The 22,483-nt window shown below is 41.1% G+C and carries 20 protein-coding genes, 1 tRNA gene and 1 pseudogene; 18 read left to right on the top strand and 4 right to left on the bottom strand.

What is annotated here, in order from left to right; genetic code table 11:
* Nucleotides 1–8 precede the first annotated feature (8 nt).
* The 5 genes from HMPREF9007_RS27920 (at nucleotide 9) to HMPREF9007_RS01495 (ending at nucleotide 4,623) form a co-directional block, all read left to right on the top strand.
* Nucleotides 9–722 carry a hypothetical protein gene (locus HMPREF9007_RS27920; protein WP_225652080.1) on the top strand — a complete coding sequence of 238 codons (714 nt, stop codon included), beginning with the start codon at nucleotides 9–11 and terminating at the stop codon, nucleotides 720–722.
* Between the two features lie 63 nt (nucleotides 723–785).
* Nucleotides 786–1,685, top strand: coding sequence for a hypothetical protein (locus HMPREF9007_RS27915; protein WP_225652078.1), 900 nt, complete (start codon nucleotides 786–788; stop codon nucleotides 1,683–1,685).
* Nucleotides 1,686–1,779: 94 nt separating this feature from the next.
* Complete coding sequence (locus HMPREF9007_RS01485; protein ID WP_008763701.1) at nucleotides 1,780–2,202, top strand: hypothetical protein; 423 nt, start codon at nucleotides 1,780–1,782, stop codon at nucleotides 2,200–2,202.
* 172 nt (nucleotides 2,203–2,374) lie between these two features.
* On the top strand, nucleotides 2,375–4,030 hold the full coding sequence (locus HMPREF9007_RS01490) for an MAC/perforin domain-containing protein (protein ID WP_008763700.1): 1,656 nt from the start codon (nucleotides 2,375–2,377) through the stop codon (nucleotides 4,028–4,030).
* 158 nt (nucleotides 4,031–4,188) lie between these two features.
* Nucleotides 4,189–4,623 carry a hypothetical protein gene (locus tag HMPREF9007_RS01495; RefSeq protein WP_081030013.1) on the top strand — a complete coding sequence of 145 codons (435 nt, stop codon included), beginning with the start codon at nucleotides 4,189–4,191 and terminating at the stop codon, nucleotides 4,621–4,623.
* 887 nt (nucleotides 4,624–5,510) lie between these two features.
* On the opposite strand, the gene HMPREF9007_RS01505 is transcribed toward HMPREF9007_RS01495, so the two are convergent.
* On the bottom strand, nucleotides 5,511–6,746 hold the full coding sequence (locus tag HMPREF9007_RS01505) for an acyloxyacyl hydrolase (protein ID WP_032850790.1): 1,236 nt from the start codon (nucleotides 6,744–6,746) through the stop codon (nucleotides 5,511–5,513).
* Nucleotides 6,743–7,690 (bottom strand): hypothetical protein, encoded by a 948-nt coding sequence (locus HMPREF9007_RS01510; protein ID WP_008763696.1) that lies wholly within the window; start codon nucleotides 7,688–7,690, stop codon nucleotides 6,743–6,745. The genes HMPREF9007_RS01505 and HMPREF9007_RS01510 overlap by 4 nt, the downstream gene beginning before the upstream one ends.
* Nucleotides 7,691–7,827: 137 nt before the next feature.
* On the opposite strand from HMPREF9007_RS01510, the gene HMPREF9007_RS01515 reads away from it, so the two are divergent.
* On the top strand, nucleotides 7,828–9,567 hold the full coding sequence (locus tag HMPREF9007_RS01515; protein ID WP_008763695.1) for an ATP-binding protein: 1,740 nt from the start codon (nucleotides 7,828–7,830) through the stop codon (nucleotides 9,565–9,567).
* A 4-nt stretch (nucleotides 9,568–9,571) separates the two neighbouring features.
* On the opposite strand, the gene recO is transcribed toward HMPREF9007_RS01515, so the two are convergent.
* The gene (gene recO / locus HMPREF9007_RS01520; protein WP_008763694.1) at nucleotides 9,572–10,300 is read right to left on the bottom strand and encodes a DNA repair protein RecO; all 729 of its coding nucleotides are present in this window, start codon (nucleotides 10,298–10,300) and stop codon (nucleotides 9,572–9,574) included.
* Between the two features lie 141 nt (nucleotides 10,301–10,441).
* On the opposite strand from recO, the gene HMPREF9007_RS01525 reads away from it, so the two are divergent.
* The 12 genes and pseudogenes from HMPREF9007_RS01525 (at nucleotide 10,442) to HMPREF9007_RS0125475 (ending at nucleotide 21,859) form a co-directional block, all read left to right on the top strand.
* The gene (locus HMPREF9007_RS01525; protein ID WP_008763693.1) at nucleotides 10,442–11,416 is read left to right on the top strand and encodes a tyrosine-type DNA invertase cluster 3b; all 975 of its coding nucleotides are present in this window, start codon (nucleotides 10,442–10,444) and stop codon (nucleotides 11,414–11,416) included.
* Between the two features lie 335 nt (nucleotides 11,417–11,751).
* The gene (locus HMPREF9007_RS01530; protein WP_016269366.1) at nucleotides 11,752–12,420 is read left to right on the top strand and encodes a DUF3575 domain-containing protein; all 669 of its coding nucleotides are present in this window, start codon (nucleotides 11,752–11,754) and stop codon (nucleotides 12,418–12,420) included.
* 22 nt (nucleotides 12,421–12,442) lie between these two features.
* Nucleotides 12,443–13,498 (top strand): DUF3868 domain-containing protein, encoded by a 1,056-nt coding sequence (locus HMPREF9007_RS01535; RefSeq protein WP_008763691.1) that lies wholly within the window; start codon nucleotides 12,443–12,445, stop codon nucleotides 13,496–13,498.
* 12 nt (nucleotides 13,499–13,510) lie between these two features.
* On the top strand, nucleotides 13,511–14,074 hold the full coding sequence (locus tag HMPREF9007_RS01540) for a DUF3575 domain-containing protein (protein ID WP_008763690.1): 564 nt from the start codon (nucleotides 13,511–13,513) through the stop codon (nucleotides 14,072–14,074).
* A gap of 13 nt (nucleotides 14,075–14,087) precedes the next feature.
* A complete protein-coding gene (locus HMPREF9007_RS0125480; RefSeq protein WP_008763689.1) occupies nucleotides 14,088–14,279 on the top strand; it encodes a hypothetical protein in 192 nt (63 codons plus the stop codon).
* Nucleotides 14,280–14,319: 40 nt separating this feature from the next.
* A pseudogene (locus HMPREF9007_RS01545) lies at nucleotides 14,320–15,734 on the top strand (DUF3868 domain-containing protein).
* Nucleotides 15,735–15,759: 25 nt separating this feature from the next.
* The gene (locus HMPREF9007_RS01550; RefSeq protein ID WP_008763688.1) at nucleotides 15,760–17,256 is read left to right on the top strand and encodes an Mfa1 family fimbria major subunit; all 1,497 of its coding nucleotides are present in this window, start codon (nucleotides 15,760–15,762) and stop codon (nucleotides 17,254–17,256) included.
* 32 nt (nucleotides 17,257–17,288) lie between these two features.
* A complete protein-coding gene (locus HMPREF9007_RS01555) occupies nucleotides 17,289–18,266 on the top strand; it encodes a FimB/Mfa2 family fimbrial subunit (protein ID WP_008763687.1) in 978 nt (325 codons plus the stop codon).
* A 693-nt stretch (nucleotides 18,267–18,959) separates the two neighbouring features.
* A tRNA-Glu gene (locus tag HMPREF9007_RS01560) sits at nucleotides 18,960–19,031 on the top strand.
* A gap of 42 nt (nucleotides 19,032–19,073) precedes the next feature.
* Entirely contained in the window at nucleotides 19,074–19,328 is a 255-nt protein-coding gene (rpsT, locus tag HMPREF9007_RS01565; protein ID WP_008763686.1) for a 30S ribosomal protein S20, read from the top strand.
* A gap of 199 nt (nucleotides 19,329–19,527) precedes the next feature.
* Nucleotides 19,528–21,489 (top strand): DNA topoisomerase (ATP-hydrolyzing) subunit B, encoded by a 1,962-nt coding sequence (gene gyrB / locus HMPREF9007_RS01570; RefSeq protein WP_008763685.1) that lies wholly within the window; start codon nucleotides 19,528–19,530, stop codon nucleotides 21,487–21,489.
* 169 nt (nucleotides 21,490–21,658) lie between these two features.
* Nucleotides 21,659–21,859 carry a hypothetical protein gene (locus tag HMPREF9007_RS0125475; RefSeq protein ID WP_032850788.1) on the top strand — a complete coding sequence of 67 codons (201 nt, stop codon included), beginning with the start codon at nucleotides 21,659–21,661 and terminating at the stop codon, nucleotides 21,857–21,859.
* Nucleotides 21,860–21,867: 8 nt separating this feature from the next.
* Here the strand turns inward: HMPREF9007_RS0125475 and HMPREF9007_RS01575 are convergent, their stop codons facing one another.
* A complete protein-coding gene (locus tag HMPREF9007_RS01575) occupies nucleotides 21,868–22,449 on the bottom strand; it encodes a DUF3109 family protein (protein WP_008763683.1) in 582 nt (193 codons plus the stop codon).
* Nucleotides 22,450–22,483: the final 34 nt, after the last annotated feature.

Genomic DNA, 22,483 nt, shown 5'->3' with positions numbered 1-22,483 from the left:
TACGCAAAATGAAAAAGTTATTTATATCCCTATGTATAATATTGTTCACAATATCATGCACTAATGAGGAGGAAACTAATAATTATACTCCGGTAGATAATCAAAGCAATTCCACATCAGAAATCATCTTGCAAGAACGTAACTCTAGTTTACCTAGAGTGTGGTCGAAAAAAACAGCCCAAAGAGTCACGACAAGAGCATCCTTCACCGATGCTACAGACTTCCTTGGATGCTCTTATGCAGTAGAAAATGGAACTTCTATTATCGGTGATTTCGCTAACGCCAAATACCCGGTTGTCAACATGAAGAAGTTACTTGAAAGGTACCCTTCATACATCAATCCTAAAGAATTAAGGACAACAGAAACTAAGGCACTATCTTATTCCGATTTTGAACGTGTAGAGAAAAATAAATCCTTTACTAAAACTGTGAAGTCCGGTTTCAAACTAAATGTTGGTCCATTCAAGTTTGGCAGAGAAAAGACCATTAAAGAAACCTTTATCCACAACACCGACAATAGCGAAAAAACAGTACATGGAGAACTGAGCATAGAGGTTGTCAACGGAATGCTAAACTTGCAAACAGCACCCAGTGCATTAAAAAGAATAGCAGCAGACTATCTGGACGAATTATTTGTAGATGCTCTCTATAATTCATCTATGGTGGAATTAATGCAGAGTTATGGAGAATTTGTTTTAACTGGCTACTATACAGGTGGATGAGCTTCAGCACTATTTTACGGACTTGACAGAAATAATACCCAGTTCGACAGCAAAGAAACAGATATGGATGTAGCAATAAACGCATCTTATGCATGGAAAAATAACAACCCAACAACTCCAGGCGATACAATAAATTCTGCTTCAGGGAATTTATCCATTGGGACAAAAAGGGGAAACTCCGAAACAATAACCGAAAAATTCTCCACATTATCATATTCCATCAAAACTCTTGGTGGAGCATATGGTTATAGCGTTGCAACCCCACCTTATGATGTTACGAATTACTCCATTGATTTGACATCTTGGTTGCAATCGTTAAATGACCCCAAAACGCATACAATGATTGATCTTCAAGAGGGGGGACTTTATCCTATATCGGATTTCATTCTAGAAGAGAACTTCAAACAAAGATATAATGATACCCACATGGATTTTCAACACCAAGAAACTCTTGAAGAGCCTTATATAGAAATTATTAAAATGTATGTTCGAAAAAGTAGTTCTGGAGAAAAATTATATGATATTGTTCCTGTGCTCAATACAAGGCAAGGAGATAAACTTATATTCGCAAATCCAGACGCCGCTAGCCAATCTGATGCAGAATTAAGAGCAAACAACATTACTGCAACCTTTCTAACCAAAAGCAATGCGATAAAAGACGAAAAGAGCAAATACTATCAATTAAAAATTAAAGCAGATCCAAATAAAACTATAAATCCAATCATACAAACTACACTATCATTTCAGATAAACAATGTAGATGAGAAAAGTATGTACAAATTCAAAAACACCAATACTAATATTTGGTATATATACAATCCGACATCTATGTATTGCTTTGCATACTATGATGATGACTATATTCCTGATACATATGGAATATTAGATTGGATAAACAGCATTCCTATCAAGGCAGTTTCCATGACAACCATCTACCAGAGATACAGAATCTTTGGATTGTAGTAACAATAAACAAAATTAATATTCCTAATAAATCTGTGTTTATTAGGAATATTAATAAACCATTATCTTTATTCAGACTTAATAAATAACCATCATGAATATAATCAAAACACTTCTATTATTATCCTTTAGCACCTTCTTTTTTAGCTGTAGTGACGAAGAAGATAAGAAAACTGAAAAGGAGTTCATATTTAGTGCAAACGAATTAAAACAAACTGAATGGGAAGGAGAAATTCTTTATTTAACGAATGGAGAAATTGACTCAAAAGGATCTATAAGAATCGTTTTTTATACAGAAAAAAGAGGTGTTTGTGAGTATAAATTTGATTATAACATTGATCCTGAAACAATAAGCTTTGAATATGAGATTAGTGACAAATTTATGTACATTGATGGACCTCTTCCTATTCATGGAAACTGGATACAACAAAAGTACAATGGAAATTCTTTAGAAATTGCTGATAGCAAAGCTGCTTTAACCAATTCTCGTATGATAAAATTAAAGAGAGTCAATTAGTCAAATTGTGCTTTCTGTTTTTCCAAGTAATTACAATTTCAAGCAAACAAGCCTGAATGTAATAGTCTCGCATCTGCCTCATGACAAATGCATTATTTTCTTTTAAACACTATCAGAATCATCTCATTAACAGAATCCCAGTAAATGAATATTAATCATAAGGCAAAAAGACATGAAACAATATAATATTTTCGCAACAATAATAATGTCAATAATATCATTTTCGTCCTGCACAAATGATATTGAGAAACTTGCCATTATTCCGACAGAGAAAGGGCAAAACACAGGAGACAACATTATACTACAAGAAAGAAATCCAAATCTTCCTTTAGAAGAAAAACTAATATTAAGCAAACCACAAACTAGAAAAAGCAATTCAGGAAAAGACGAAATCTTCCTTGGATACAGTTATAAAATAAAAGATAGAAATCATATACAAGGAAGCATAAATAGTTTAGGTTTTCCGATAATAGACATTGACTCTATAAGAAAATATAGACCTTCTTATCTACAAGAAAAACTTATAACTGTAACAGAGACTAATATTTTCACTTATAATAATCTCGACAAATACTTGTATGATTCAAGATTTGGCAAAAAGGTATCATCTGAGTTTACTTTCAATCCTAAAGTTTTCGCAACAGAAAAAAAGGAAGCAATCACAAAGTTATTCGGTAATATAGAAAAAGCTACTTATGGTGAACTCGAAGTTTCTTTTATAAAAGGGCAATCCACATTAAATCATTTACCAAGTTCAAGACTATGGTATATAAGCCAATTTCAGAATCATATTTTCACAAATATCCTGTATAATGCCCCAATGGCATCCATACTTAACGAATTTGGTGAATTCATATTAACAGATTATTTTACAGGAGGAAAGGTTTATGCCTTATTCGCAAGCAAAGCCAAAGAAGGGACAACCGCTCAACAAAAAGAAGATGACATGTATACTTCTATAAACACTTCAGTAATTAACCTCAATAACGCTACTAGTATTAATTTAGGTTTCAACGGTTCCAACTTTGACGCAACAACAACCTTTAAAAGTACAGATACTTATTTAGATATGAAAACATTTGGAGGGGAAGTAAGTCAAAGCGTAGCAATAAATACAAAAGTTTCTAATATCAATATAGACTTAACACCGTGGAGATATTCTTTAAAAGACATGGCTAACAATACAATGATAGATATAGCAGACAATAGCCTGTATCCTCTATCAGCCTTTGTACTCGAGCAAAATTTCAAACAACGCCTTGATGACACCTTCAACGAGATACTACCTGCGAACAAAGAGCTAGTACCTCCACGCATTGAAATCGTGAGAGTTCTCGCCCGTACAACACCTTCCAATGAAGCTCTTTATGATGTAGCAGCCGTTTTAGTTACAAGGCAAACAGATAGAATAATATTGAGTGACGCTATGGCGTCATCCGCTACAGATGAAGAATTAAGGAAAAATGAGAACAATGAAGTTTTCATACAGAAAGTAGAAAAAATAGCAACTGAAAAATCCAAGTTTTTTAGTTCTGACATAGAAATATCATATAATAAAGATACTAAACTGAATCCTACTTTAAAATCACCATTATCCATAGAACTAACAGGATTTAATGAAAGAAACTTTTATAGATTTTATTATGAAAAGACTAATATTGAATATATTTACGATCCTGCTACTCATCTTTGCTTATCATATTACATAAATAAAGGGGACGATAGAATCTTAGATATCTATGGCATTAGAAACTGGATAGAATCACTACCTGAAAAGAAAATATCAATAACAACATTAGCAAATTCATATAAAATCATTGGATTATAGACATTGAGGATAATCACTAAAACACGAAATCAAGTAGACATCAACTCATATAAAGACAATAATTCATTTGTCCTGTTAGAGTTGAAAACAGATGCTTATGTATGTAAGAATCATGTTAATATATAAACTATTTTTGTAAATTGAAAACTTAATTAGATATGAAATATAATATAAAACAGTCCTCTTTATTGATGCTCTTCGCTTTGTTTTTAGTAGCTTTTTGCTTTATAGCTTGTGATGTCCAAGACAACGAAGAACAAGAATGGGCGGGAAAACTCACTCCCGAGGCCCTCTATCAAACTTCATGGCGTGGCACCGGACATTGTGGTGCATGGATATTGAAAGATAGAGGGATTGGTATACAATTCATAAATACCCAAAAAGGAAAAGTTATTTGGGAAGATTATGATGAATTTGATATTACCTACACGATAGAAGGGAGCTATATTACATTTAATGATATTGCGTTTCAACTTGCCGGGGCTCCTTGGGTAATTAAAAATTATACCAAAAATCACATAACTCTTATACAAAATGAAGCTAGCCCTGATAAAGACAAAATAGCTACAATAGAGTTGGATAGGGTAGACTAATTCTTTAAAAGATATAGTTTGAGGTTATAAATTCCTCTTTCAAGTTGTATTGGTAATAAAATGCATTTAACAATTAGTAAAGTGCTATATTACAACTAGGAGAAAGGCTGTATCAAAAGCCGGATAGAAGTATCATTCTATCATTCAGAGCGTAGTGAAGAATCTTTTCTTTGATATAAATAAAGAGTAGATCCTTCGGCAAGCTTAGGATGACAGAGCAAAATGATAGCAGTCTTCAATAAATTATTAAGTAGAGTCTGCTGAATTACAAATACCTGCTGCTTGTTAAAATCAAATTTTAGCGAGCGCAGGTATTGAAATTCAAAGATTAATTGATTAGAGCCGCAATTTAACAAGAAATTGAGCATTTCAAACAAGGTATGCAGAAGTTCTTAAGGGGGCCTAAAGGCTAGGCCATCTATTTAGATTAAAAATAAACAAGGACATAAAAAGTAAATAAATGAAAAATAGTTATGTCTATAATATTTTTATCATACTTTTGTACAAACTACAATACACAACATTATGGCAAATAGACTGACCATGGATATAATAACAAAAATAATTTCGGAGAAGAAACTTTTTTGGATAAGTTTCGCCATAGTTGGGTATTTTTGTTTATTATATTTAAATGCTTACTTCACAAAATCCGACTTAGTTTTCATAGGGTGGGTTCAAGAACTACTAACGATACCATTTATACTTTTTCAGTTTATACTTTTAATCATAGCGATTTTGTACTGCATTAAAGATACATTTCGAGTAAATAGATATTCGTTTTGGAGTTTTTCTATTTTATTGATAAATAATCTATTTGTTATCTGTAGTTTAATCTTCAGATAAATATAGTTCAAAAGCGAAGTGTTTCTTGAAAACTACAGCCCCTTTCACCGCTTATCGTGAAATCTATATCCAATCCCCAGCATTAGATTGTTAGGGTCTTTAAACTTACTCAACTGATATCCCACATGCAGAAACAAATGGCGGGTAACATAAGTTTTGAGAGCCAATATTTGATAGAAACCTTCCGTATCATCGCCACTATATATCATATTTCGTCCGATACCGGCATTGATGGAGAAAATAGGCATCACCAGTTCTGCGCGAAGAGACAACCCCACCGCAAATTGTTCGCGGAATGGAGGACGATGAAACTTTATATCGTCCCCATAAGTTCCTACTAGCTTATAGTCCTTAATATTAGCACTCTCGTCAAATTGCGCATCCACAGAAAGTCCTGCCCGGAAATAGTTATTGAAATTATACATCGGGGCAAAATTGAGACCTACAATACCGAACGAACCGGGAACCAAAGTGGGGATACCTTCTTTAACAAATCCTCTTTTGCGAGTGGCGCCGTATACCAACAAGTCATAACTGACGTGTGGCTTTATGTAAAGGCGTTTGGGAGCAATTGCTCCGGACGCCTTATCTTCGGCATTAAAGGTACGTACAATGCCGACTCTCCCTCCGATAGTATTGAGACCTCCATTGGGATAACGCGTATTTCCATTGGAGAAATGAGTGAAGTCCACACCTGCTGCAAGTTTCCACTGTGGATAAAACTGCCAGTTCAAGACAAAGCCCAAATTGATATACGCATTGATTTTAGAACCGATAGCGTCATTGTACCAATTGCTGTGTTCATCATATTGTTTCCAACCGAAAGAAGCACCAAAATTCCACTCATAATCCAACGACAAACGGGATGAAAGTCGTACAATAGGCGCCCCTTGAAAAGCATATACCGCCACCGGATTTCCCAGTTCAGCGGAATTATAAAATGTATTATGCGAAACACCGATGCCCTGATAAGCATGAGGATACAGCCTCCCCAAATAGGAATCTTTGCTGAACTGGAAAGCATACTTCAAGTGCAGGGAAAGTGATCGGTCAATTTTCTGACGTTGTGCATTATCGCCTTCGAGGAAACTGTTTGTCGGAGCTACATAGCCCGGACGAACGTCAAAACCTATCTGATGGATGAGGGCATGGTTGGTGCTGTCATTCGCTTGTCGGACAGATTTCACTACTGTCTGAGCGTCCAATTTGTTGCCGACTGCTGAAAGCAGCAGCAAGCAGATTATATACAGAGACCGTCTGGTATTCATATTTCTACTCATTTGATATTCTCGCGTGCTATGTAACATTTTCCGGGCATTTTACTTTGCAACGTACCGGTTATAGTGCGCTGTCTCCCATTCTTAGGGTGAACAGCATAAAGGGTGTACTCCGTTTCGAACCACTCACATTCTAACAGCACGATGATACGTTGGGTAGTTTTAGGCGGGATAGAAATCTCCTTCTTCTCCGTATCAGGGAAAGGCAAAGGCAGCGCTTGCTGCTCAGACGTATATTGCGCCTGTACACCGTTCATTCCCAACCATTCGTTTTCCATGCTTGGTATCTCTACTGTCGGATTATCTCCTCCCAATAATCGGAAAGCCTCAGGGTCATCGCTTTTGAACACCACTTCATGGTGGGCGTCCTTGTAAGGGAATAACAGGCATGGGGAGGGAGTACCTAAATTATTAGATTGTATAAAACTCATAGTTTCTTCCAGTCTCCATTCATGAGAATACCCATTTAAAGAATAAGTGATATGATCGAACACATATCTGTCCGACGGGGTAATTTGAACATATATTTCTTGTGATTCATACTCATTGCTCACTACAAGCATGAATCTAAAGTAGTCGTTACGGACGTTTTCGCCCACCGTTATCTTTAGCTCTTTGGGGTTACTGCGTTGAATGATGAAATCGGTCAGCTTTTCATTGCACACAATCTTACCTAATCCTTTCAGGTAAGCGTCCTGGTTTCTCATTATCAGATTGTCGTCGGCATCATAAACTTCATATTGATGGGTAAAGTCACTATCGTAAGTATACATCCAAACCAAATCCCAATTGGAGGATGCAAAACGAATAGTTACCTCATCACCATTCCCGTCCAAAGTAAATTCGGTGTCGGAAGTCCGGAAGTCGTCGACGAATACATCATCGTTACAACTATAAAGTCCTAATAGAATAAGAATATATGCTGTTAAGTTTACGATTGTTTTCATGTCGGTCGTTATCTAGTTATTTTGTTGACGACAAAAGTAATACATATTTTTAGAAGAGTGTTATTATCACCCCTGTTTAGTTGCCACATAAAGGAAAATAAACTATTTTTGCTCTCAACATTAAAGAAGGAGCAATTATGGATGCAGTAATAAAGAAAATACCTTATGGGATGACGGACTTCGAGAGAATAATTCTTGAAAACTATTACTATGTAGACAAAACACAATATATCGCCAAAGTAGAAAAAGTGACCTCCTTCTTTTTCTTTGTTCGCCCTCGCCGTTTCGGAAAAAGTCTTTTCCTAAACATGCTCGGTTTATACTACGACATCAACCAAAAAGATAAATTCGAAAAAATCTTTGGTAATCTTTATATAGGCAAGCATCCTACGCCTGATCGCAACAAATATCTGGTGCTTACACTCAATTTCAGTAGTGTAGCCGCCAATATGGATCGTTTGGAAGAAACATTCAACACCTATTGCAAAATCGTAATGGATGGATTTGCAGAACGAAATGCTCATCTGTTAGGGAAAGAAGCCGCTGAAAAGCTACATGAATTAAAAACAGGAGATGCCTTATTGGGATCACTGTGCCAAAGCGCCCAAAACAAGGGACTAAAGATATATCTTATCCTTGATGAGTACGATAACTTTGCCAACAATATTCTGGTAGATTATGGCAATGAACGTTATCGCAGCATCACTCATGGCAGCGGATTCTTCCGTAGTTTCCTTAAAGTGGTAAAAGACTATTCAAGTTCAGTGATCGAGCGCATCTTCCTTACAGGCGTAAGCCCAGTAACAATGGATGATCTCACTAGCGGATTCAACATTGCGGATAATTATAGCAGTTCACCTATCTTTAATAATATGATGGGATTTAATGAACAAGAAGTACGCACTCTGATCGATTATTACAAAAGTTACCGGGAACTACCGCACACTACAGATGAATTAATAACCATCATGAAACCATGGTACGACAATTACTGTTTCGCCATGAAAGCGCTAAAGGAACCGTCTATGTACAATTCAGATATGGTGCTCTATTTCATGAATCATTATATGCTGAATGAGGACATCCCTGACAATATGCTCGATGCTAATATTCGCACCGACTACAACAAGCTGCGCCACCTCATCCACGTAGACAAAACTTTCGGTGAAAATGCAAGCGTTGTACAAGAGATTGTTGAAAAAGGTTCTACTACCGGAATCATTGCAAACAGTTTCCCAGCCGAAGACATTATCAAACCGGAAAACTTTAAAAGCCTACTCTACTATTACGGCATGCTAACCATCAGCGGAATGGAAATGGGTGAGCCCATACTGAGCGTCCCCAACTGGGCAGTGCGCGAACAACTTTACGGTTACATGGCAGACATCTACAAAGATTCCGCCGACCTATATCTGGAGACAGATAAGCTGGTGGACCGAATGAAACGAATGGCATACAAAGGAGAATGGGAAAATTGCTTCACATACATTGCCGACCGCTTGAATGCACAAAGCAGTGTTCGCGACTTCATAGAAGGTGAAGCTTATGTAAAAACCTTTATTTTGGCTTACCTCGGATTGACACATTATTATATTGCCCGCCCCGAATATGAAAGCAACAAAGGATATGCAGATATCTTTCTGCAACCTCGTCTACTGCAACTTCCCGACATGGTATACAGCTACTGTATCGAAGTGAAATATGCAAAACGGGATGCTTCTGACACCGAGATAGAAAAATTGCTGTCCAATGCCAAAATACAACTGAAACAGTATGCAGCAAGCGAATGGATTCATCAAGACAAAGGGACTACAGAATTAAAGAGTATCGCATTAGTATTCCAAGGCTGGAAACTGGTGAGAGTGGAAGAAGTATAAACTGCTAATCAAACAATTCTTTCAGTACATCCAGCGACTTTAATGCAGGAAAATCCGGCAGATGCAAACGATAATAATCATTCATAATCGTCAGGCAGCGAGTGCGTTCCGCACGGCTCATGCCAAATAAGTGCATCGTCTCATAATTCATGCGCATCAACTGGCGAAGACGTCCAGCCTCTTCGGGATTAATATAAGAAGAATGCAACTGCGGACGAGTGGAAGTGAAACAAGCATTCAGCAAGTCAAAGTAATCACCGGTGTGATAATCTTCCAGATTCGGATACAACCCCAAAAAACGGGAAAGACGCATCAGAAAAACCAGATGGAAATTGGCAAAGCCTTCGCGACATTCGTCCAGCCAAATGACAGAATGCTGCAAATAAGCGAACAACGGACGATTCTCAGCCTCTTCACGGATAGCACGATACAGAAACTCTGCCAGAAAAAGTGCCATTGAAGACTTGTACGGGTCATAAGGAATGGAGGTAAAAGGATAAAAAGACTTCGCCTCTTTTACCCGATAGAGAGTGGCATTCGGACGATAATCCGCCTCAAACTCAATGAAAGACAAAGGCTGGAAGAGTACTGACTTGACTGCCGCCTTCCGCGAACGGGGTACGGGAACGAGAAAAGAAGTCCGCCCGGATAACTCCGTGTACATATCTACAATGATAGAAGTATCATTATATTTAAGCGTATGTAGAACTATTCCTTTCGTCTTTTGCAGCATAATGCACTCCTCTTTTTATCATTCCGGAACAAAACTACAAAAAAATGTCTGGCAATCGGGAGCTTTTTAGAGGCGTTAACAACAAAAAAGATTGCTATTTTTGTTATACTCCCTGAAGAACAAGTAAATATAGACAAGAGTATGAAAAGAAAAAGTAATAAAAACAGCTTTACCGGATGCGCAAAAGCATACATCCGGAATCTACAAGAAGAGGGTCGTTACTCGACGGCACATGTATACAAAAATGCAATTCTGTCATTTGCCAAGTTTTGTGATACTCCCGAAGTCGCATTCGGACAAGTCAACCGCGATAGTCTGCGACGGTACGGTCAGTATCTTTATGACTGCGGATTGAAACCGAACACCGTATCGACTTATATGCGTATGCTACGCAGTATCTACAACCGCGGTGTCGAAGCGGGTACGGCCCGTTTCATCCCCCGATTGTTTCGTGACGTATTCACCGGAGTAGATGTCCGGCAGAAGAAGGCACTGCCCATCAACGAACTGCACATGTTGCTCTACAAAGTCCCCAAGTCCAGCCACCTGCGTCGCACACAAGCGATAGCACGACTGATGTTTCAGCTCTGCGGCATGCCGTTTGCCGACTTCGCACATCTGGAGAAATCGGCACTGGTACATGGAGTACTGAGATATAACCGTATAAAGACCGGTACTCCCATGAGCGTCGAAATACTGGAGGCTGCCAAGAAGGCAATCAACGGATTGCGCAATAATGAATCTTCCGGAGAGGATTGTCCGGACTACCTGTTCGACATCATGAAAGGAGATAAAAAACGGAAAGAAGAGGCAGGATATAAAGAATATCAATCGGCTCTCAGACGATTCAACAATCAATTGAAGAGTCTTTCCAGAGAGTTACACATCAAATCGCCTGTCACCTCATACACCATCCGGCATTCCTGGGCAACGAGCGCCAAATATCAGGGAATCCCCATCGAAATGATCAGCGAATCATTGGGGCATAAATCAATAAAGACCACGCAAACTTACCTGAAAGGCTTTGGACTGGAAAAACGGACAGAAGCGAATAAATTGAATTGTTTTTACGTAGAGAACTACGTTGCGAGCAAACACCGAGAGACAATATATTGAATATAAACAAATTACCTTATCTATTACTTCTTAGGTAACGGAAATAAATACAGCGCAAAGATATAGAAAAAGAACATCACATTCCAAATTAATTATACATTATTTCACTTCCTTTCTTTCAAAAAAATAAAAAAGAATACAGGAGCATGAATTATATCTGTTTCATGTTCCAGACCGCTATTGTGTCTGCCGGACTATTTTTCAGCCGGAAACCTATAAATACGCTTTAGCACTCAAAGACCGCTGCCTTTTTTACTTCTTTCCCCTCCACATACCGGTCATAAGACCGGATTTCCGTTACCTAAGAAGTAACAGAAACACATAAACAAAAGATTATGACACACAAACCCGATAGGAATAGAAAAAGGATATCTACAGCCGCCAGCATAAAGGGACTCACGGCAGTCTTGAAATGTATGTTGGCAAGTATCTTCCTTACCTGTCTTTTGCCCGCCTCCAGTCTATACGGGCAGAAGATAGCCGTCAAGAGTAATCTGCTCTATGACCTCACAACCACTTTCAATATAGGGGGAGAGATAAGGTGCGATGATACGCACACGCTTAATCTCTCTGTCAACTACAATCCCTGGAACTTCGGGGGAAACAAAAAGATGAAGCATTTCATGCTCCAACCGGAGTACCGCAAATGGTTTGACGGAGTGTTCATGGGAAGCTACATCGGCTTTCAACTTCACTATGCTCTATTCAACTTCGGCGGAATGCTCCCTTGGGGATTCGGAAATGGTAAAATGCTGGGTATCGAAAACAGGCAGATTGCCAACAACCGGTATCAAGGCAATCTGGCGGGCTTCGGCATCTCCTATGGTTATCAATGGATGATCAGTCCGCAATGGAATCTGGAAGCGGGACTTTCACTGGGATATGCCCACCTCAACTATAAACGCTATGGACAGCCCGAAGGCGCTGCCTTTATCGAAAAATCCCACTGCAACTACTGGGGCCCCACGCAGATAGGGATATCACTCGTGTATTTCATTCAGTAAATCAATTAAATCACAACATAACATGAAAACGAAAGCATTCATCTTTTTCAGTTTATTGATATGCAACTTGCTACCGGCACAGAACGTTAAGCTGGATATCGTACCCCACTTCTTCGGCGTCCGTGCAGATTCACTGTTTCTGTCCATGGATATTTCAGTCCATATAAAAGACATGGATTCCAAGAGTGCCTTTATACTGACACCCGTGCTGACCAGCCAGGAGAAAAGAGTATCACTGCCGCACATACAACTGAATGGTAAGCAGAAACAGAAACTATATCTGCGCAATCAGATTTTACGCAAGAAGAATGACCGGAAAGAAGAGGATGCGAAAGCTTATCTGATTACCGGCATTGACGAGGACCACTCCCGTACCATTTCCTACCGGACTTCATTGCCGACAGAGGATTGGATGAACAATGCAACACTGATACTTAAAAGAACTATTGTCCGTCCGGAAGGTGAACAATCTCTGAAAGATACAATCGTCATAACTCCTCAAAACATAGCAGCATCTTCCGGCGCAATAGTTCCTTCCGATACAGCTACACAAGAGATCGTTCCTCTTCCTGTTGTCAATGAACGCCCTACGAGTCCGGCAGTCGGCAGCAAAATGAAATACAAGGGTACTTACGTTTCGCCCGAAACGGATGATGTGGACGCACGAAATCAGAAGGAACTGAATTTCAGCCTTGAAGAGGCGAAAATGATAGCGGAGATCAACCCGCAGATGCTGTCTCTCCGCGAACTCTACACAGTCGCCCTGTCTTATACGGAAGACAAAGCCCGGTTTTACAAGATTATCAATATTAGCGTCAAGCTATATCCCGTACATCCGGTTGCCAACCTGAATGCAGCAGCTGCCGCCATAGAACAGGGAGACGTCAAATCGGCAGGTAAATTCCTTTCAATGGCTCTTCACGACAGTCTGGCCTATAAAAACTGCCGCGGAGTATACGAACTAATGTCCGGAAACACCTACGAAGGCATCCGAATGCTGAAAGCCGCCAAAGCCGAAGGCTCCGAGGAAGCGGCATATAATCTGAATGCATTTTTTGAAAACAATAAACGCCCTTAATCAACGGATATAATGAAACGTTTCATATTCCTGCTCTTATTACTTGGATGCCTGGACGCTTACTCACAGAAAGCAGCTATCAGGGTGAATGCGCTTTCTGCCATAGACGGAGCTTTCGGAGGGGGAATTTCGTATGCCATAGGAAACAAGAGCACAGTCGAGCTTACCGGAAGCCTGCGACCGTGGAAGCGGAACGAAGAATATGTCAACCGTTACTGGCTCCTGCAACCCGAATACAAATACTGGACTTGCCAGAAGTATAACGGTCTTTTCTGGGGAGGGTATCTGAACGGTGCCCAATTCAACATCGGAGGTAAGAAACTGCCTTTCGGCATATTCTCCCAACTGAAACGCCACCGGTACGAAGGCTGGCTGGCAGGCGGAGGCATCAGCTGCGGATATCACTGGATGCTGAATGACCACTGGAACATAGAAACAAGTGTAGGAGTAGGATACGAATTTATCCATTACAGGCAATACAACTGCGTAGACAAATGCGCAAAGCTAAGAGAAGAAGGAAAATATCATTACGTAGGACCTAGCAAGGCCTCTATAAGTTTAATCTACCTATTTTAAAGAAGAAAGAAAGATGAAAAAATTATGGAAAGTCTGGTTCTCCAAACGAAGACATCTCTACATAGAGATAGCACGCAAACACCGGTCCACACCGTGGAGGGTGTACCATCTGGGACATGGTGGCAGAGGAAAGACATTGAAAGACATGAGGATATTGGAAGAACTCCAGCAATACGGAATTATATCTCACATCTATCCTTGGTGAACAGGCTATTTTTAAATATAGATCCATTATTAGTACGACTATGAAACTGGGAGGAGTTTTTATCATTGCGGTCATAGCATCTCTATCGCTACAGGCGCAAACGACCGTAGAAGAAGCTAACGGAACGATCCGAGCTACCGCTTCCAGCCTTCACAAGGCAGGGGAAGAACTGGTGGTTTCTATTTCGGTAGAAATCACCCGCGACCTTTCGTCCAACGAATCGCTGGTTCTCGTACCCGTTGTCACCGACAGTCTGGAGAATCGGTTGGAACTGCCTTCCATCTACATCAATAGCCGGAAACAGCAAATCATATTCATGCGCGAAATGGGCAAAAAGGAGAAAGATGCCCGTTCGCTACAACGAAAAACGGAAGCAGGCAAAGCATACATTATCTGCAATCCGTTCCTTTCGAGAAGTGGATGAATCATGCTACACTCTCCCTGATAGAGAAAAGTTGTGGTTGTGGCATCGCCGGCGAAGAAGCCTTCACTTGTATCGCCCGCCTGCATCCGCAACCGATACCTGTCCCGCAACTCGTATTTCTCACCCCACAAGTGGAGGGGCTGAAAACCAGAACTGAGAAAGGATGCGCATTCATCGACTTTCCCCTAAACGACGCCATCATACATGAAACATACAGCAACAATGCGACGGAACTGAATAAGATCACTCAAACCATAGACGCCATCAGAAATGATTCGAATGTAACCATCACACATATCAGCATACACGGCTATGCATCGCCTGACGGACCTTACCAACTCAACGAAAGGTTATCCCGCGAACGCACACTGGCATTGAAGGAATATGTGTGCCGGTTATACACGTTTAATCCAACGGATATTCATACTTCTCATACTCCTGAGGACTGGGAAGGGTTCGAAGCCCTTCTCACTGATACAACCTTTCAGCGGAAGGAGGCAGTCATGAAAATCGTGACAGGCAACCTGCACCCCGACCGCAAGGAAGAGAAGTTGAAAAAACAATTTCCGGCATTCTATCGCTTTGTGTTGGAACATTGGTTCACGCTGCTCAGACATTCCGATTATACCATCGAATATCATGTACATCCTTTCAGCGTAGAAGAATCACGAAATGTTTTCGCCACTAATCCCAAGAACCTGAGTCTTGAAGAGATGTTCCGCCTCGCACTCACCTGTACGCCGGGAAGCGAAGCATACAACAAAATCTTCATGACTGCCGTACAATTATTCCCGGATAATCCTGTCGCCAACCTGAACGCAGCTTGCATCTCTCTGATGCAAAGAGACGTGCAGTCCGCCGCACATTATCTGGAGAAAGCACCGGAAGTACCGGAAACAGCATTGGCAAAAGGTGTCCTGCACCTTCTTCAAGAGAATTATGAAGAAGCGGAAACACTCTTCAAACAGGCCAAAGCTGCCGGACTGTCACAAGCTGACAACAATCTGAAACAAATATTAGAGCTTAAATAAATGTTTAATTAAAATCAATGGTAAGATGAAACAATTTACAAAACTAATGGCAATGCTTCTGTTTACAGCAGCCACACAGTACAGTTGCATCAATGATGCAGATGTAGCAATCCCCGACAAAACGCAGTCGGACTCGAACGGCAACGTAGCCCTGTTCCTTGAAATCCCGAATGTTCCCGCCAGCCGGAGTGCCGAATCATCGGGTGTAACCGAAGAAGGCTCGAAAGAAGAGTATGCGGTAAAAACCCTTACGGTCTACTTCTTTGACTCGGCCACTAAAACTTTCGTTGAGTCCCAGCCTCTTGAAAACATCACACTGGCAGGGACAAGCGGACAAAAAATACACTACACCGCCAACAAAATCACAATGAAACCGGGAACTTACAACGTATTCGCCATCGCCAATGGTGAAGCAATCACAGCGGACATTGCAACACAGGACAAATTCCTCGGAGCTATCGACAAAGTGACATACAGCGCAGGAAAGATTCCAAGTGTACCCGAGAGAGGATTCGTAATGACCAACCGTGGTGCCGCAAATCTGAATGTCGAAGTAAGCAAACCCACAGATTCCGACAAAGTAACCGACATTTCCATTAGCCTGGAACGTGTCGTTGCCAAAATTGAAGTGACACAGACACAGGAGACTTTCCCCCTGAAAGACCCGGCCGGAAAAACTTACTGTACGGTCAAACTCAATAACTTCAGAATGTTGAACCTGGCAACCGAATTCTACACTTTCCGCCATACAGCCGTGCTGACCAGCCTTCAGGAACCGGACTCATACACTGATGAGAACTTCGGCAACATCAACGATAACGACGGTTATGTAATAGACCCTTACTTCTTCAAGAAAACCGTAGAAGGTGCCAAAGACTTCAAGAATGAGGACGGTTTCTTTGCACAGGCATTGGTACAGCTTAACATTGACGACAGCAATTGGGCAGGCATGGCTCCGGCAAATAGCTGGTCACGCATCTACTGTCTGGAGAACTGTATGTTCCGTCCCGCCCAGCTAAATGCCTATACCACAGGAGTGATGTTCAAAGCAAGTCTCGACATTGCCACCGACCGCGTATTCAACGAAAGCGGAGAAACAGTAAGCAACCCGTCCAACTGGCCGACCAACCTGTTCTACTTCAACTACAACTTCTACACCAGCGTAAATGCAATCAGAAAACTGGCACTCAACAACCTGCCCGGAGACATTACCGACAACTCGACAACAGAAGAGCTTGCCAAATACAGCATCAAGCATTTCAAGAAAACCGAAAACTACGCATGCTACTACAACTACTGGATCAAGCATGAAGACAACAACAACGACACCGAAATGGGAGTCATGGAATTTGGCATCGTACGCAACAATATATACAGACTGTCAGTCAATAAAGTAGCAGGCCTGGGCAGCGGCGAACCATTTATCGAACCGGAACAACCGGATGAATACAAAGCAGAACTGAACATCAACATCGATGTTTTTCCGTGGGCCGTACGTAACCAAGATGTAGAACTTGAATAAGTATCGGCCACTTTGAACTAAATTTATTACCAATGCGTCCATTTTTACTACATATTATCTGCATCGTCACGCTGTTCTCATCCTGCAACTGGGTGAACGACGATCTGTCAGACTGCCCTACCGGGACCTGGTTGAAAATCTCGTATACCTATAATATACTAGATGTGGATGCCGCTTCCTCGCAAGTAGGCGACATCACCATTTTTGCTTTCGACAAGAACAACAAGTATGTGGACAGACTGGACGTAGACAGTATCGCATTACATCAAGGCTACTGTATGGTAAGAGTGCCGTTTCCCGAAGGGAGCTATCATCTGCTCTTGTGGGGAGGAGCCTCCGACCGTCAATACCGGTTCCCTTATCTCAAAACCGGTCAGACGGAACGGAAATCATTGCTCCTTTCATTGATATGCAACAGTGAAAAACAGATGAACGGGAAATTGAACGGCCTCTTCTACGGTAGCCTTGAAAATATAACTATCAGTAATGACTATCAGGTATTGGATGCTCCCTTAGTCAAAAACACCAATTATTTCTCATGCATCCTTCAGGACGACAACAACCTGCTGAATCAGGAAGATTTCACTTTCACATTGGAGGCTGCCAATGGTGTGATGGATCATACCAACACTCCGTTGGGGACGGAGCCGGTTTACTATCGTCCATACCGGCAGGAAGTCAGTATACTCGATGAAGAAGAAACCCCTGTCATCCATGCCCGGTTGAACACATTGCGCATCATGAAAGGAGATCAGACCACATTGACCATAAAGCATGTACCCAGCGGACAGGAAATTCTGCGTCTTCCGCTCACCCAGTATCTACTGTTATCCAAAATCCACAGTCATACCGGCGATGAGATGGGCGATCAGGAATATCTTGACAGGCAGGATTCATACACCCTTTTATTCTTCATACAGTCATCGGATATGGGGATTCCGAAGATATGCCCGAGAATAATGGTAAACGGATGGACCGTAAGGCTGAATGACTCAGAACTGGAGTTTTAGGAACACATGACTGATTGTATGCGTACGGAATTTAGGTGAGATGTTCTACAGAAAAGGCTACTGTGAAGTATCCGAGTGGTATTTTATACCCTTTATTCGCATGTTTAGTTTCCCACAACATGCTAAATTTCCTTATAAAACGGCACTTCATTGAAGGACTGTTTTATTAATTGTTTGTTTTGTTTGTGTTGGTGCACCCGTTCAAGCGAGGATGGGTGCGCTTTTACTCGTTCAATAAAAGACTATCACTGTCATTTGCATACATGACAAATGATACGTTTGTTTATATCCGTATATCTATAAACGCTCTACTGTTTCTGATAGTTCACAAGCATACTCCTTTAGTCGTTAAAACAATCATCCGATTACAAGAAAAGTCGCAAATACATCGTTTTTTCAAAATCAATGTAACAATAAGAATGGAAGTCCATAAATCCTTATATATAATAAGGTATAAATATAGCACATTATTCATAGTCTTATAGACGGAGATATTTTTTTCGAAAAATCGTAATCTCATATTTTACTGAAAATCAAGCACTATCACCCCACCCCACAGAAAAAAAGAGAAAAAACTACATATTTTTTTCATGAATTGTTTGTCAGTTTCAAAAAAGTTCCTACCTTTGCATCCGCAATCGAGAAACAAACACTGATTCGAGAGAGCAAAAAGCAGAAATGCAACAACAGGATGGCCCGTTCGTCTATCGGTTAGGACGCAAGATTTTCATTCTTGAAAGGGGGGTTCGATTCCCCCACGGGCTACAAGTAAAAAGAATAAAGAACTAAAAAAATAGATTAGTCGAAATGGCAAATCACAAATCATCACTGAAGAGAATCAGACAAGAAGAGACAAGAAGACTTCATAACAGATATTATGGTAAGACCATGAGAAATGCTGTTAGAAAACTTCGTGCAACTACTGACAAAACAGAAGCTGTTGCAATGTATCCTGGCATCACTAAGATGTTGGACAAGTTAGCTAAAACAAATGTTATTCACAAAAACAAAGCTAACAATCTGAAATCTAAGCTGGCTCTTTACATCAACAAGCTCGCTTAATAATAGAAAAACAACAATTCTATATAGCATTCAGGCTGAACTTTTAAGTTCGGCCTTTTGTGTTTATAAACCACTGAATATCAGAATACTTTCCCATTCACTAATTCCGCTTTTATTCTACATTTTTCACCTTCGAAACTTCGCCAACTCGACAATTTTCACTATATTTGCTCTGTTATTATAACTTAGAAAGGCAATTATGAGCGAAGAACAAATCACTCCCAATAACGGGTCTTATTCTGCGGATAGCATCCAGGTATTGGAAGGTCTTGAAGCAGTGAGAAAACGCCCTGCGATGTACATCGGTGACATCAGTATAAAGGGACTTCACCACTTGGTATACGAAATCGTTGATAACTCCATTGACGAGGCACTGGCCGGGTATTGCGACCACATCGAAGTGACAATCAACGAAGATAATTCAATCACCGTACAGGACAACGGACGTGGTATTCCGGTCGACTATCATGAAAAAGAAAAGAAGTCGGCACTGGAAGTAGCGATGACCGTTCTGCACGCCGGAGGTAAGTTCGACAAAGGGTCGTATAAAGTTTCCGGAGGTTTGCACGGTGTAGGTATGTCTTGCGTAAATGCACTGTCAACACACATGACTACACAGGTATTCCGCAATGGTAAAATCTATCAGCAGGAATATGAAATCGGTAAGCCGCTTTATTCTGTGAAAGAAGTGGGGGTATCGGATATTACAGGAACCCGCCAACAATTTTGGCCCGATGATACAATCTTTACCGAAACGGTGTATGATTATAAAATACTGGCTTCACGTCTGCGTGAGTTGGCATACCTGAATGCAGGTCTCCGCATTTCACTGACCGACCGTCGGGTAGTGAATGAAGAAGACGGCAGCTTCAAGAGTGAAGTATTCTATTCCGAAGAAGGGCTGAGAGAGTTTGTACGCTTCATCGAGTCTTCACGTGAACACTTGATCAACGACGTTATCTATCTGAACTCTGAGAAGCAGGGAATACCTATTGAAATAGCCATCATGTACAATACAGGATTCTCCGAAAATGTACATTCCTATGTCAATAATATCAATACAATCGAAGGAGGTACGCATCTTGCCGGTTTCCGCCGTGCACTGACCCGTACGCTGAAGAAGTACGCCGAAGACAGCAAGATGCTGGAAAAGGTGAAAGTTGAAATCTCGGGAGACGACTTCCGCGAAGGTCTGACTGCCGTTATTTCCGTTAAAGTAGCCGAACCACAGTTCGAAGGACAGACCAAAACGAAGTTGGGTAACAACGAAGTAATGGGTGCCGTAGACCAGGCTGTCGGTGAAGTACTGGCCTACTATCTGGAAGAACATCCAAAGGAGGCAAAAACAATTGTAGACAAGGTGATTCTGGCTGCCACAGCACGCCACGCAGCAAGAAAAGCCCGTGAAATGGTACAACGCAAATCTCCGATGTCCGGAGGCGGTCTGCCGGGTAAACTGGCCGACTGTTCGGATAAAGACCCCTCAAAATGCGAATTGTTCCTCGTCGAGGGAGACTCGGCAGGTGGTACTGCCAAGCAAGGACGTAACCGTATGTTCCAGGCCATCCTTCCGCTACGCGGTAAGATTCTGAACGTCGAAAAAGCGATGTATCACAAAGCACTGGAAAGCGATGAAATCCGCAATATATATACGGCACTGGGTGTCACTATCGGAACAGAAGACGACAGCAAAGAGGCTAACATCGAAAAGCTGCGCTATCACAAGATTATCATCATGACCGATGCCGACGTCGATGGTTCTCACATCGACACACTGATCATGACATTCTTCTTCCGTTATATGCCGCAGATTATTCAGAACGGTTATCTGTACATCGCTACTCCCCCGCTCTACCTCTGCAAAAAGGGTAAAGTAGAAGAGTATTGCTGGACAGACGCGCAACGCCAGAAGTTTATCGATACCTATGGCGGTGGTCTGGAAAATGCGGTTCATACACAGCGTTACAAAGGTTTGGGTGAAATGAACGCCCAGCAGTTGTGGGAAACAACTATGGATCCCGACAACCGTATGCTGAAGCAAGTAAACATCGATAATGCCGCTGAAGCCGATTACATCTTCTCCATGCTAATGGGTGAAGACGTAGGTCCGCGCCGCGAGTTTATCGAAGAGAATGCAACATATGCGAATATCGATACATAATTTTAATATTACGTTTTTATAAACCAACCTCACATCTTACAACGAAGAAGCGTCGGCAAGCGAAGGAAAATCCTCCGTGCCGGCGCTTTTCTATGTCTTAATAAAACCTAACAGTTAAATCTTTTTCCGGTCAAAATCACTATCTTGCCGAAAATGAAGGAGGACACTTATGAAAACGACTACCCCAAATCCTGTATTTGCCAAGATCAGACTCTATCTCAGAATTCTGGCATCCTGTGTAATTGTCACTTGCCTGTTCCTGATTATTATCCATCCGGAGGCATGGATTACTCCGGCTTGCATTATCGTAGCTATGATCTGCCTGTTATTTCTTCTGATACGATCCAAACGCAAAGAGTCGAGGAAATGAAAGAAATATCAGATCATATCATGCGCCTTTAATTCCTTCACTGCGACTTCCAGTTCCTGATACCACTTCTCGCCGAATTTACGGATCAGAGGTTCTTTCAAGAATTGGTAGACAGCCACGTTTTCTTTTTTCCCCAGCAACACAGCCGCTTTACACACATCCCAACGATGATAGTTCACCGCCTTATAAGGTCCGTAATCTCCAATCCGGATGGGATAGAGATGGCATGATACCGGTTTGTAAAAGTCCGTCTTGCCATCCCGATAAGCCTTTTCAATGGCACAGTAACAACATCCTTTCTCGTCATAACAAGTAAAGACGCAATCCTTATTATTAACAATAGAAGTCACCAGATCACCTTCCTGATCCGTATATACCACTCCTTGCTTCTCAATGACAGCACGTGCTTCCGGCGATAGCTCTTCCCATATTATCGGCAGAACCTCTTCCAGCTTTTCCACTTCATCCAATTCCACAGGCGCCCCTGCATCCCCTTCAATGCAACATTCGCCCTTGCAGGCGTCCAGATTGCAAAGGAACTTTTCCCGAAGGACATCGAAGCTCACTACTACATCTTCTATCTGAATCATAAAACTTATGTGAGACCAAAAGGGCGGAGTATAC

Source organism: Bacteroides sp. 1_1_14, assembly GCF_000162515.1.
GTDB lineage: Bacteria > Bacteroidota > Bacteroidia > Bacteroidales > Bacteroidaceae > Bacteroides > Bacteroides thetaiotaomicron.
This window is presented reverse-complemented; position numbering and strand designations above follow the sequence as displayed.

Bases quoted from the DNA above. Each gene is read 5' to 3' on its own strand.
- HMPREF9007_RS0125480 (WP_008763689.1), top strand. From the start codon at position 14,088: ATGAAAAAATTATGGAAAGTCTGGTTCTCCAAACGAAGACATCTCTAC.
- HMPREF9007_RS01495 (WP_081030013.1), top strand. From the start codon at position 4,189: ATGAAATATAATATAAAACAGTCCTCTTTATTGATGCTCTTCGCTTTG.
- HMPREF9007_RS01515 (WP_008763695.1), top strand. From the start codon at position 7,828: ATGGATGCAGTAATAAAGAAAATACCTTATGGGATGACGGACTTCGAG.
- HMPREF9007_RS01555 (WP_008763687.1), top strand. From the start codon at position 17,289: ATGCGTCCATTTTTACTACATATTATCTGCATCGTCACGCTGTTCTCA.
- HMPREF9007_RS27915 (WP_225652078.1), top strand. From the start codon at position 786: ATGGATGTAGCAATAAACGCATCTTATGCATGGAAAAATAACAACCCA.
- HMPREF9007_RS01550 (WP_008763688.1), top strand. From the start codon at position 15,760: ATGAAACAATTTACAAAACTAATGGCAATGCTTCTGTTTACAGCAGCC.
- recO (WP_008763694.1), bottom strand. From the start codon at position 10,300: ATGCTGCAAAAGACGAAAGGAATAGTTCTACATACGCTTAAATATAAT.
- HMPREF9007_RS01485 (WP_008763701.1), top strand. From the start codon at position 1,780: ATGAATATAATCAAAACACTTCTATTATTATCCTTTAGCACCTTCTTT.
- HMPREF9007_RS0125475 (WP_032850788.1), top strand. From the start codon at position 21,659: ATGAAAACGACTACCCCAAATCCTGTATTTGCCAAGATCAGACTCTAT.
- HMPREF9007_RS01505 (WP_032850790.1), bottom strand. From the start codon at position 6,746: ATGAGTAGAAATATGAATACCAGACGGTCTCTGTATATAATCTGCTTG.
- HMPREF9007_RS01575 (WP_008763683.1), bottom strand. From the start codon at position 22,449: ATGATTCAGATAGAAGATGTAGTAGTGAGCTTCGATGTCCTTCGGGAA.
- HMPREF9007_RS27920 (WP_225652080.1), top strand. From the start codon at position 9: ATGAAAAAGTTATTTATATCCCTATGTATAATATTGTTCACAATATCA.
- rpsT (WP_008763686.1), top strand. From the start codon at position 19,074: ATGGCAAATCACAAATCATCACTGAAGAGAATCAGACAAGAAGAGACA.
- HMPREF9007_RS01510 (WP_008763696.1), bottom strand. From the start codon at position 7,690: ATGAAAACAATCGTAAACTTAACAGCATATATTCTTATTCTATTAGGA.
- HMPREF9007_RS01540 (WP_008763690.1), top strand. From the start codon at position 13,511: ATGAAACGTTTCATATTCCTGCTCTTATTACTTGGATGCCTGGACGCT.
- HMPREF9007_RS01525 (WP_008763693.1), top strand. From the start codon at position 10,442: ATGAAAAGAAAAAGTAATAAAAACAGCTTTACCGGATGCGCAAAAGCA.
- HMPREF9007_RS01490 (WP_008763700.1), top strand. From the start codon at position 2,375: ATGAAACAATATAATATTTTCGCAACAATAATAATGTCAATAATATCA.
- HMPREF9007_RS01535 (WP_008763691.1), top strand. From the start codon at position 12,443: ATGAAAACGAAAGCATTCATCTTTTTCAGTTTATTGATATGCAACTTG.
- HMPREF9007_RS01530 (WP_016269366.1), top strand. From the start codon at position 11,752: ATGACACACAAACCCGATAGGAATAGAAAAAGGATATCTACAGCCGCC.
- gyrB (WP_008763685.1), top strand. From the start codon at position 19,528: ATGAGCGAAGAACAAATCACTCCCAATAACGGGTCTTATTCTGCGGAT.